The 10,649-nt window shown below is 54.2% G+C and carries 12 protein-coding genes; 5 read left to right on the top strand and 7 right to left on the bottom strand.

Translation table 11 applies throughout. The annotated features are described in order from the left end of the window. Positions 1–685 precede the first annotated feature (685 nt). From egtB to EV12_RS07445, 4 genes are read left to right on the top strand one after another with little or no spacing between them, the layout of a single operon-like run. Positions 686–1,867 (top strand): ergothioneine biosynthesis protein EgtB, encoded by a 1,182-nt coding sequence (gene egtB, locus EV12_RS07430; protein WP_036914032.1) that lies wholly within the window; start codon positions 686–688, stop codon positions 1,865–1,867. Continuing rightward, entirely contained in the window at positions 1,864–2,817 is a 954-nt protein-coding gene (gene egtD, locus EV12_RS07435; RefSeq protein WP_036914033.1) for an L-histidine N(alpha)-methyltransferase, read from the top strand. Before egtB ends, egtD begins: the two co-directional genes overlap by 4 nt. A 25-nt stretch (positions 2,818–2,842) precedes the next feature. Beyond that, positions 2,843–3,073 carry a hercynine metabolism small protein gene (locus tag EV12_RS07440; protein ID WP_036914035.1) on the top strand — a complete coding sequence of 77 codons (231 nt, stop codon included), beginning with the start codon at positions 2,843–2,845 and terminating at the stop codon, positions 3,071–3,073. Then, positions 3,070–3,552: a hercynine metabolism protein gene (locus tag EV12_RS07445; protein WP_036914038.1), complete on the top strand. Its 483-nt coding sequence runs from the start codon at positions 3,070–3,072 to the stop codon at positions 3,550–3,552. Before EV12_RS07440 ends, EV12_RS07445 begins: the two co-directional genes overlap by 4 nt. A gap of 1 nt (position 3,553) precedes the next feature. Here the strand turns inward: EV12_RS07445 and EV12_RS07450 are convergent, their stop codons facing one another. The 7 genes from EV12_RS07450 to EV12_RS07480 form a co-directional block, all read right to left on the bottom strand. Next, a complete protein-coding gene (locus EV12_RS07450) occupies positions 3,554–3,817 on the bottom strand; it encodes a hypothetical protein (RefSeq protein WP_006042532.1) in 264 nt (87 codons plus the stop codon). 59 nt (positions 3,818–3,876) lie between these two features. After that, positions 3,877–5,403: a lysine--tRNA ligase gene (lysS, locus tag EV12_RS07455; protein ID WP_072014294.1), complete on the bottom strand. Its 1,527-nt coding sequence runs from the start codon at positions 5,401–5,403 to the stop codon at positions 3,877–3,879. A gap of 46 nt (positions 5,404–5,449) precedes the next feature. Next, positions 5,450–6,316, bottom strand: coding sequence for a response regulator transcription factor RpaB (rpaB, locus tag EV12_RS07460; protein ID WP_036914040.1), 867 nt, complete (start codon positions 6,314–6,316; stop codon positions 5,450–5,452). Positions 6,317–6,462: 146 nt separating this feature from the next. Next, positions 6,463–7,767: an ABC transporter substrate-binding protein gene (locus EV12_RS07465; protein WP_036914043.1), complete on the bottom strand. Its 1,305-nt coding sequence runs from the start codon at positions 7,765–7,767 to the stop codon at positions 6,463–6,465. Between the two features lie 13 nt (positions 7,768–7,780). Further along, positions 7,781–8,290, bottom strand: a complete 510-nt coding sequence (locus EV12_RS07470; RefSeq protein ID WP_036914045.1) for a hypothetical protein — start codon at positions 8,288–8,290, stop codon at positions 7,781–7,783. After that, a complete protein-coding gene (gene mreC / locus EV12_RS07475) occupies positions 8,290–9,033 on the bottom strand; it encodes a rod shape-determining protein MreC (RefSeq protein ID WP_036914048.1) in 744 nt (247 codons plus the stop codon). Before mreC ends, EV12_RS07470 begins: the two co-directional genes overlap by 1 nt. Positions 9,034–9,037: 4 nt before the next feature. After that, entirely contained in the window at positions 9,038–10,090 is a 1,053-nt protein-coding gene (locus tag EV12_RS07480) for a rod shape-determining protein (RefSeq protein ID WP_011129521.1), read from the bottom strand. A gap of 143 nt (positions 10,091–10,233) precedes the next feature. Between EV12_RS07480 and EV12_RS07485 the strand changes: the two genes are divergently transcribed. Then, positions 10,234–10,620: a single-stranded DNA-binding protein gene (locus tag EV12_RS07485; RefSeq protein WP_011129520.1), complete on the top strand. Its 387-nt coding sequence runs from the start codon at positions 10,234–10,236 to the stop codon at positions 10,618–10,620. Positions 10,621–10,649 lie beyond the last annotated feature (29 nt).

Below are 10,649 nucleotides of genomic sequence, written 5' to 3' on the forward strand. Positions count from 1 at the left end.
GATAATTGCAATCGCAGAACCGTGCTTACCATAACCAGAAAAAATTCTGCTCTGACAAATACACCTGAACAAGCAATTGCACTACCAAAGCCAGCTAAAGCACTAGCGAGCATTGACGAATGAGAAATCATCACAAAAAGAGAAAACAAAAAGTCATATTATTAAATAAGTTATGGCAATTAAAGACCTTTCATACGCAACCCTAGGAGCAAGCAACTTGCATCCAGGATCAACACCAAACCAGAAGCCAAGTGCACCCAATGGCGGATGATTCAGCACAAATTAATATTCAAGGACAGCAAATCATAACGCCATAGCCATATCAAAGATCGCCTCGGACAAAGCACTAAGAGCACAAATAACAGCAGGAAGCCTAGGAACTGAATTACAATGAACGCAGAAAATAATGGATTCGACTGCCTCCAAACTTTACACTTTCATTTTCAAGCCGAACCAGAAACTTCAACCGCCCTGACTGATAACCAGTTCAACCCAAGCAGAAGACGCGAACCCAACATATTTTGCGACCAGATCGATCGATGCCACTCAGTAGATTGCCTGGATCGTTTGTCCAAGGGAAATTTCCCTATCAGTGCCCTTCCGTGGCCAAGAGCGTTTCTATGATCAGATCCATGCGGCCGTGGTGCTTGGGCGCACAAGTGGGGATCAGTAAAACCGTTTCCTCATGCTGAACCTGCTCTTGACAGTGCGACAGCGAAGTGAATCGCTGGTTGCACCCCTCGAACCGGAAGATCTCTGCCTTCAGGGCATGCCCGATGCAAGTCCGCCGAAATGGCACCTTGCTCACACCACCTGGTTCTTCGACACCTTTTTGCTTCAGCCCTATCTCAAAGGCTACGAAGGCTGTGATCCACGCTGGAATTATCAATTCAACTCCTATTACGAAGCGGCCGGGGCACGCCATCCAAGACCCTCAAGGGGTGTCCTGACCCGACCGACAATCAGGGAGGTCTTGGCCTGGCGGCAACGGGTGGACGCTGCATTAACGCAACTCCTGACCTCCCCGGACGCTGACCAAGAAGACATCCAGCAACTGGCAGAACTGGGTCTACATCACGAACAGCAGCATCAGGAATTGCTGTTGATGGATCTCTTGGATGGCTTCAGCCGACAACCGGTAGAGCCTGCTTATCAAACTGGCGCCGATCATCATCTGGGACCTTTAGAGCCAACCAAAGCCCGCTGGATCTCCTGCGATGGAGGCCTCTATGAAATCGGCCATGCTGGCGCGGGATTCCATTTCGACAACGAGGGGCCGTCGCATCGCATCTGGCTGGAGGCCTTTGCCCTGATGGATCACTTGGTGTGCAACGACGACTTCAGGTGCTTTATCGCAGATGGGGGATATCAACGCCCAGAACTTTGGATGAGTGAGGGCTGGGCCGTACAACAACAACTGGGATGGCAGGCTCCCCGGTACTGGCGCGGCGACGGACCTGCAGATCAATGGCAGGAAGAATTCACCCTGGGAGGAAGGCGGCGCCTGAATCCACAAGCACCGGTGCGCCATTTGAGCTGGTTCGAGGCCGATGCCTACGCACGGTGGTGTGGTGCTCGATTACCCAGCGAAGCGGAATGGGAAGTGGCCCTACAACAGCATCAACCTCTCATCCACGATGCTCACGGCAAGCTGTGGCAATGGACGGCAAGTCCTTATAGGCCCTATCCGGGATTCCTTCCCGCCCCAGGCGCTGTGGGTGAATACAACGGAAAATTCATGAGCTCCCAGTTTGTTCTTCGCGGTAGCAGCTGGCTCACGCCGGAAGGCCATGGGCGCGACACCTACCGGAACTTCTTTGCACCAGCAAACCGTTGGATGGCTGCAGGACTGCGCCTGGCACGATGAGCATCGAGCTGATTGACCTACATCCCGCCCCTGCGGATCTGAAGCAGCTGGTGCAGTCAGGCTTCAAATGCCAGCCGCGGCAACTGCCGGCTTGGGTGTTGTACGACGCGAAAGGATCACGCCTATTTGCCCAGATCTGCGAACAACCTGAATACGGCCTAACCAGGACAGAGATCAAGCTGCTGGAAGAGAATGCACCAGCCATTGCCAAAGCCGTAGGAGATGGCGTCATCGTGGAATTCGGCATCGGCAATGCCCGCAAGGTTTCCCCCCTACTAACAGCAATCCGGCCGTCAACCTTTGTGGCCCTGGACATCAGCCAAGCAGCTCTAAGGGATTCGCTAACCAGACTCGCCAACACCTATCCCATGTTGTCAATACTAGGCATCTGCTGCGACCACAGCAGCATGCAGGCGCTACCGCCCCACCCCCGGCTCGAGGGTGTGCGCTGCATCGGCTTTTTTCCCGGCAGCTCCCTAGGCAACTTCACACCAAAAGAAGCAGTGACAGTGCTTCGTCGGTTCCGAAAGCTACTAGGAGGTGGTCCCCTGCTGCTCGGTCTCGACCAACCCCGTGATCCAACCCAGCTCGAGGCTGCCTACAATGATGCGGCAGGCATCTCAGCAGCTTTCGCGCGCAACCTGTTGCATCGTCTCAATCGTGAGCTTGAAGCAGATTTCAGACCGGACCACTTCTCTTATCGAGCCCGTTGGCAAGAGGAGTTTCATCGCATCGAAATGGCTCTAGTGAGCCGCTGCAGTCAAACAATAGTGATTGACAACAGCACCTGGTCGTTCAGCGCCGGAGAACCATTAATCACCGAATACAGCGTCAAATACAACCCACAAGATGCAGCCAGACTGGCTGAAAAGGCGGGCTGGAGAATCAACCAAAGATGGCACGACTCTGCCGATTCACTCTCGCTGCATCTGCTGGAACCGTCAGACTGAGCTGAGCAGAAAGAAGAAGTGCTAAATGAGCCGAGAACAGCAACGCCAGAACGTGCGACAAGAACGTGAAAGCCTGATTCAGGAGCTAGAAGCAATCTATCGAAGGGCTTTTGAACGACTGACAGAGCTTGACCTAGGGGAAGGAAGCTTGGCAAGACTCACCCAACTGTTACTGCACTCGCGTGAGGGCGCTATCAAACCCCTGCAAGAGGAGATCGAAGCCCCACTGATCACCCGTGCCCCAGATCAGTCATGAGCGCAACCTGGCTCGACGAACTGGAACGAGTCTTGGAGGAGAGGTTGACCGACTTCCTCCGCGAGAATCCATATCAGGAGTTACTACTCCACCAACAACACCAAAAAGACCATTACCAAAACCTGAAAAGGCAGCGACAGCAACTTCAAAAAGAAGCAGAGGAACTTCGCCGGCAACTCCTCACCCTTGCCGGCGAAGTTCGGGAGTGGAGCACTCGATCGAATCGTGCCAGAAAGGCAGGAGCCTCGGCCCTGGCCGATCGGGCCGAGCAACACATAGCCGATTTAATGGAGCAGGGTCGGCAACTATGGTCCGATTTGGATCAACTGGGCAATCGCTTCAAAGACGTCGAGCGAAAATTTTGCGCACTTTCTGAACAGTCAGCAAAAAATAGCTCCACTCTTGAAGAGGACTGGAAACGATTTGCAGCCCAACAAGAACTGCAAGAGCTCATACGAAAACGCGACAAGACTAATTAAGTCAGGCTTTTGGGGCCGGCGGCTCAAGGCTCACGTTCTCCGGAGGAGGGGTTGGATCTGGATCAGCAATCAGCATGTGCTGAAGCACAATTTCTGGACGCTCGCTATCACGCCAGCGAATGCGATAGGCGGGCATCTTGGTGCCGCGACTGGTGGTCTGCTCAACGGGTTCCATCACCCACCCGCGCCTTGATCGACCCTGGGGATTGCGCTTGACCACCGCATCGGCGTGTTTGAAGCGGAAACCTACGCGCTCGCCACTCATAGAAATAGGACCATGCCATTGAGTTAATTATCCACTGCGGCGGTTCCCGACGTTGAAAATCAAGTTTTGAGCTCCGGTCGAAGCAGAGGGAAAGCAATCACATCACGTATTGAAGGGCTATCGGTGAGCAACATCACTAAGCGATCGATGCCAATACCCAAGCCGCCGGTAGGTGGCATGCCCACCTCAAGAGCCTGAAGAAAATCCTCATCAACCCCATGAGCCTCCAGGTCCCCAGCCTGACGACGTGCTTGCTGAGCCTCAAGCCGCTGACGCTGATCAAGGGGATCGATTAACTCACTAAAAGCATTGGCTGTTTCCCGACCCACAATGAACAATTCAAAGCGCTCGACCAATCCTGGTTTGCTGCGATGTTGTCGGGCAAGAGGCGAGATCTCAATCGGATAATCGAGCACAAATGTTGGCTGGATCAGACTTACCTCCACTGCTTGTTCAAAGGCCTCATTAAGCAAGCGGCCCACACTGTCGGCCTTAGACGGCACCTCTAGACCTGCCCGCGCCATAGCCGAAGCCGCTACCTCACGATCGGCAAAATCCATGAAATCAAGCCCCGTCGCCTCTTGCACCAATTCGTGCATGCTGGCTCTCCGCCAAGGGGGCGTCAGGTCGATTTCTATGCCCTGATAAGTGATCCTGGTAGACCCACAGATCTGAGTACAAACTGAGGAAATCAACTGCTCAGTAAGGTCCATCATGTCGATGTAATCCGCATAGGCCTGATAAACCTCTACAGAAGTGAATTCAGGGTTGTGGCGAGTACTCATCCCCTCGTTACGAAAGATGCGCCCAAGCTCATAGACCCGCTCAAAACCACCAACCACAAGCCTCTTGAGATGCAGCTCTGTGGCAATACGCAGATAAAGAGGAAGATCGAGTGTGTTGTGGTGAGTAATGAATGGCCTAGCTTCGGCGCCACCGGCCTCAGCCTGAAGCACCGGTGTTTCAATTTCCAAGAAGGCACGATCATCGAGCCATCGACGGATTGCACTCACCATCAATGCCCGGCGGCGAAAAGTCTCACGCGATTGAGGCGACACAATCAGATCCAGATAGCGCTGCCGATAGCGCTTCTCCACATCAGCTAAACCGTGCCACTTATCCGGCAAGGGTTGCAATGATTTGCTCAAGATCTGCCACTGCTGAACCTTCACCGAGAGCTCACCACGGTCAGTGCGACGAAGAACGCCGGTGACCCCAATCCAGTCGCCCGCGTCAACAAGAGTGGTGAGCTGCCCAAAAGTCCCTGAAGCCAGCTCATTTGATGCCGCCGCATCAAGGGTGGCCTTCTCCAAATACAGCTGAATCGTGCCGGTCTCATCCGCCAAGGTAAAGAAAGCCAACTTGCCCATGACACGACGGGTCATCACCCGACCAGCCACAGACACAGTGAGAAGCCTCTCCTCCCCCTTGGCCAAATCAGCATGATCCGCCTGCAAGTTAGCGGTGCGATGGCTTAACTCAAATCGCAGGGCATAAGGCCCATTCCCCAGCTCTTTGAGGGCTTGTGCCTTTTCCAGGCGAGTCTCACGCAGCTCAGACAAGGCACTCAGGACTGACCTCGCCATCTTGCCGGTCGATGGAGTCGCTGCTCTACTCACCCCATCGACTTAATCAACTCGCAACCGAAGCAGGAGCAGGAGCAGGAGCAGGAGCAGGAGCAGAAGCAGAAGCAGAAGCAGAAGCAGGCATATCTCCGACGCGCTGGGAGGAGTAACCAATTCCACGAACCGTAAGGATTAGCTCTGGATTGCGGGGGTCTGGCTCGAGCTTGCCGCGCAAACGAGCGACATAAACATCGACCACACGCAAGTCGGCCGCCCGGCGAGGGGGATAACCCCAGAGCTGCTCCAAGATTTCGGCCCTGGGTACCACCCGTCCAGGTTCACGGAACAACAGTTCCAAAAGACTGAATTCGGTGTAGGTGAGACCGATACGCTCTCCTGCACGACTCACCTGGCGGCGATTGGTGTCAACCACCAAATCACCAACTCGCAGAACACCCTGCCCAACTGGCAGATCTCTGATTTCAGCCGTAGCGGAACCTGGACCAACCCGACGCAGAATCGTGGCAATACGAGCCTCCAGTTCCTTCGGACTAAAGGGCTTAGGAATGTAATCATCTGCCCCAAGATCAAGTCCAGCCACACGTTCAGAAATGGCCTCTAATGCTGAGAGGAAAATAATCGGCACGCAAGACTCAGCCCTAAGCCTTCTACAAACAGCAAAACCATCCAGCCTGGGCAGCATCACATCGAGCACAAGCAAATCAGGCTGTTCTCGATGAAAAATCTCAAGGGCCTCTTCCCCGTCCTCGGCACAAATCACCCGATAGCCAGCCAGTTGAAGTCGCATGACCAAAATCCGGAGGACTGCTGGCTCATCGTCAACGACAAGGATGGTTGCCTTCGGATTCCCGGGAGCCTGCGTCTCAGACCCATCATTGCTTTGGAGCTGAGATAAACCCCCCGGATGTGACATATGAGCATTTCCTCATGAAGAAACACAACCTTAACCTTCCGCCTTGAGCAAAAATCGCTAAGACCCTTGAGAAATAGCAGTTTTTCTATTTATTTAAGAATTAAAAGGTACTTATACTTAAGTATCAATTACTAATTGATCGCACTTTAGGGCCATCTAGCTTCTGCGTAACTGTTCCACTGACGAGCAGCCTCTTCCACAGCCTCATCGCTGCTGATCTGACCGAGCATCGCCCTCTGTAACTGGGTATAAATGATGCTCTGCAGACGTTTGATCCCAGGCAAAGCCGGAACCAATACTTTGGCCCGCTTCAAAGTATTGGCAGACAATGCTCTAGCAGAGCGGATCTGAGCAGCCTCACGCGAATCGGGGCGCTCAGCCTTAAGAGCAATCTGAACCTGTCGCAAGGCTTTTCTAGAGGATGGCAACACCTTGGCTTGCTGCGCAAAAGTGGCCTGATTAACCCCATTGGTTAGAAACAAGGCAAAATCAACGGCTTCCTGCTGGCGCCTGCTCTGACGAGGCACAACCAACGTCATCACAGCGACATTCGCATTGCCATCACCACCGACCAGCGGTGGATAGGAGTTAGTCACCCTGGCCACAGCAGGAGCATTTGTCTGGATCGTGCGTAGGAATTCAGCCCCACTCGCCAACATGGCCAACTCACCGCTCTGATAAAGCTCTATCGCTCGCTTCTGACCCTGGCTTATCACCTCTCGAGGCAGGAGACCTTGCCGATAAAGATCGGTCCAGAAGGCAAAAGCACGTTGACCCTTTGGAGTAGCAAAACCAGCCCGCCTTCGAGAATCCAGCAAAGTGACTCCCATCTGAACCATCGACTCAAGCAGTTCAGTCGAATCGTCAGGGACCACAGTGACGAATAGGCCATAGCGACCTGTGCGCTCACGAATGCGGCGCGCATAGGAAGGTACATCCTGCCAACGTCGCGGTGGAGCATCAAGTTCGGCTTGTCGCAACAACTGCTGGTTAACCAAACTCAGCCTTACCGTGAGATACCAAGGGATGGCGATCTGTCGCCCCTCAGCATCCAGGCCAGACTCCCAAACCGAGGGAAGATAGAGGTCGGCTGCATCGTCTGGAAGCAAAGGCGTCAGATCCCTAATCCCCCCTTTGCTGGCAAGATTTGCAGCAAAGGGGGGATTGAGATTGACCACGTCTGGTGCGGTGCGCGCGAACACCGCAGCCAATAACTTGCGCTCCACTGATCCCCAGGGGAGATCTGTCCAACGCACCAGCGCGCCGGGGTGATTCTGCTGCCAATTTTTGATTACCCCCTCCATATAAGGGTTGAACTTCGGCGCCAGTTGCAACGTCCAGAGCTGCAAATCAGTTGAAGATCCCTGCTTCGGTCGACAACCCCAACCAATCAAGGCTGCACCAAGCACCACGAGGCCTGCAACAAAAAACTTTCTTCGTGACCGCAGCATTCTCATAACCTGTTCAAGCTCGAGCCAGCCGCCGCCAAATCAACAGCATCCATGACACCAGCAGAGGAGCAACCAAACCTGTAATCAGCGACTGTGCCAAAAAGGTATTCAATCCCCAGGAGTGAAGCCAAGACACCGAGCTATCGAACTGAATCAAAAGCGTTTGCAGCCAAAGACTCAAGCCAACCAGAGCTGTACCTATCCATGCCAATAATCCGAGATTGAAACTGCCCTGAATCGGTGGAGCACGCCGGCCTAACCGCCCCCACCACCATCCAAGCGCCATCAACGCCGGCAGTTGACTCGCACCGCCAAGGCTGAGGCCATCCAATACCAAGCCAAGACAAAGTCCAGCTATGAATCCAGAGACAGGTCCATCAACAAGGGCCCAAGGCAACAACCACAACACCGCCCAGCACGGACCCACCCCAGAAAGGCTCAACCAGGTCGGTGCAGCGAGGGTCAGCCAAGGGACGAAGAGGCTTGAAGCCAAGCAAATCGGTTGCTGATGAAGGCGCGCCATCAGCGAATTTGCACCTGCACCCAATCGATGGCTTCTGGTGCAGCGATTAACTGCACAGCTGCAAGAGGGGCCGGAACTGCTCGGTCATCCACTGTCTGAATCACCCCTACAGGCAGGCTGGAGGGCAACAATGTGCTCGCAGGCGAGATGCTGACAAGATCACCTGGCACTGCATAGGGATTCTTATCGAGAAACTCCAACTGAGGTCTACTCGTACCCACACCAACCAAGAGGCCATGACGCTTGGTTCGCGGTATCCAAACTCCAACCCGACTACCTGGCGCCGTGAGCAGTTGAACACGTGCAGTGGCAGGGGTGACACTTTGAATTCTCCCCAGCAATCCGCCTGGCCCCATCACAGCATCACCCTGCGCAATGCCATGCAATCGCCCCTTGCCCAGTTCCAGTTGCTGCCACCACCCCTGCGGGGTACGGGAAATCACAGCCGCGGAAATGCGCCCAGATCCTGAGGCCTGACCAAGAGCAAGCAACCCGCGAAGTCTTTGATTGTCCTGCTCAAGCAACCGAAGTTTGCTCTGTTGCTCGAGCTGAATACCAGACTGGATCCATTCTCGCTGGGCTGATCCAGGCCAAAATGGCCGACTAAGAAGGGCATAAGCATCGGCAAAACCGGAGCCTTTACTCCAACGCACCAAACCAAGCGCTCCCACTAACAACAGCCAAGGCAAAACTCCACGCCAACGCCACCAACGGAAAGATGCCTGCCAAGGGGAAACCCCCATCGATTCATGCCGTCATTGAAGAGCGAGTGAATTCCGGAGTATCGAGCACCCTGCGAAGTCGCTTGTAATCCTCGAGTACCTGACCACACCCATTGACCACACACAACAATGGATCCTCTGCAACATGAGTAAAGATGCCTGTCTCATGGCTAATTAAATCGCTAATCCCGCGCACCAAGGCTCCTCCACCAGCAAGCATGATGCCACGATCAACAATGTCAGCAGCCAATTCTGGTGGTGTGCGCTCAAGGGTGCGCTTCACGGCCTCCACAATCACATTGAGGGGTTCGGCTATCGCCTCACGCAAGTCTCCAGCCTGCAAATTGATCGAACGTGGCAGGCCGGAGAGCAGATGCAGACCCCGCACATCCATGGCCTGCTGATCAAACTCGTGATTGGGGAAAGCGGAGCCAATGCGGATCTTGATCTCCTCGGCCGTGCGCTCACCGACGACAAGGTTGTGAACCTTCTTCAAATAAACCCCAATCGCATCACTAATTTCATCACCGGCCACGCGAACCGACTCACTCAACACAGTTCCTCCCAAGCTGAGCACCGCCACCTCGGTTGTGCCTCCTCCTATATCAACGATCATCGTTCCAATCGGCTCAGTAACAGGAAGACCAGCTCCAATTGCAGCTGCAACAGGCTCATCAATCAGATGAACTTCCCGAGCTCCTGCCATGCCTGCCTCCCGCACGGCACGCCGTTCGACACCGGTCACTCCGCTCGGGATACCCACCACCAAGCGAGGAGCAACAATGCCTCGACCTTCATTGCCCTTCTGAATGAAGGTCTTCAGCATCTGCTCAGCTGCATCGAAATCGGCAATCACGCCATCGCGCAGAGGACGCACGGCACGAATATTGCCAGGGGTGCGGCCAAGCATCAACTTGGCATCGTCACCCACCGCCAGAGGCACACCGTTCTCCAAGTCCAGGGCTACGACAGAAGGCTCCTGAAGAACAATCCCTTTGCCCGACACGTAAATCAGGGTATTGGCCGTACCAAGATCAATGCCGATGTCGCGTGACAGTTGAAAGCGACGAAAAAACACAAGCGCTGGACTCAAGTCGGCGAATCATAGGAGTCGTAGCTAATGCAGCTTGTTACACCCAGCGATGAGGGTGGAACTCCTTATAAGCAGCCACTTAAACCGTGGCGCATCATTGACCAAACTCAAACAAATAGGTTTCATTCATGAGCGTAAATTCCGTCACACTCGTCGGCCGAGCAGGCCGTGATCCAGAAGTTCGCTACTTCGAATCGGGAACGGTTGTCGCCAACCTCACCATGGCCGTGAACCGTCGCAGTCGCGACGACGAACCAGACTGGTTCAACCTAGAGATCTGGGGCAAGCAGGCTCAAGTCGCGGCGGATTATGTCAAGAAAGGATCTCTGCTGGGTATCATCGGTAGCTTCAAACTGGACCGCTGGACCGATCGCAACACCGGAGAAGAGCGAACCAAACCTGTTGTGCGGGTGGACCGTCTAGAACTTCTAGGATCAAAAAGGGATGCAGAAGCGAGCAACTTTGGCGGAGGGGGATTTGGGGACGGCCCAAGCGAAGAGGAAGTGCCCTTCTAAATAACTCATTAATCAATGAGTGTGATGAC

This window comes from Prochlorococcus sp. MIT 0701, from assembly GCF_000760295.1.
Classification (GTDB): Bacteria; Cyanobacteriota; Cyanobacteriia; order PCC-6307; family Cyanobiaceae; genus Prochlorococcus.

Excerpts from the sequence above, each read along its gene's own strand:
- EV12_RS07485 (WP_011129520.1), top strand. The coding sequence starts at position 10,234 with ATGAGCGTAAATTCCGTCACACTCGTCGGCCGAGCAGGCCGTGATCCA.
- egtB (WP_036914032.1), top strand. The coding sequence starts at position 686 with ATGCTGAACCTGCTCTTGACAGTGCGACAGCGAAGTGAATCGCTGGTT.
- EV12_RS07440 (WP_036914035.1), top strand. The coding sequence starts at position 2,843 with ATGAGCCGAGAACAGCAACGCCAGAACGTGCGACAAGAACGTGAAAGC.
- rpaB (WP_036914040.1), bottom strand. The coding sequence starts at position 6,316 with ATGTCACATCCGGGGGGTTTATCTCAGCTCCAAAGCAATGATGGGTCT.
- lysS (WP_072014294.1), bottom strand. The coding sequence starts at position 5,403 with ATGGCGAGGTCAGTCCTGAGTGCCTTGTCTGAGCTGCGTGAGACTCGC.
- mreC (WP_036914048.1), bottom strand. The coding sequence starts at position 9,033 with ATGGGGGTTTCCCCTTGGCAGGCATCTTTCCGTTGGTGGCGTTGGCGT.
- egtD (WP_036914033.1), top strand. The coding sequence starts at position 1,864 with ATGAGCATCGAGCTGATTGACCTACATCCCGCCCCTGCGGATCTGAAG.
- EV12_RS07470 (WP_036914045.1), bottom strand. The coding sequence starts at position 8,290 with ATGGCGCGCCTTCATCAGCAACCGATTTGCTTGGCTTCAAGCCTCTTC.
- EV12_RS07465 (WP_036914043.1), bottom strand. The coding sequence starts at position 7,767 with ATGCTGCGGTCACGAAGAAAGTTTTTTGTTGCAGGCCTCGTGGTGCTT.
- EV12_RS07450 (WP_006042532.1), bottom strand. The coding sequence starts at position 3,817 with ATGAGTGGCGAGCGCGTAGGTTTCCGCTTCAAACACGCCGATGCGGTG.
- EV12_RS07445 (WP_036914038.1), top strand. The coding sequence starts at position 3,070 with ATGAGCGCAACCTGGCTCGACGAACTGGAACGAGTCTTGGAGGAGAGG.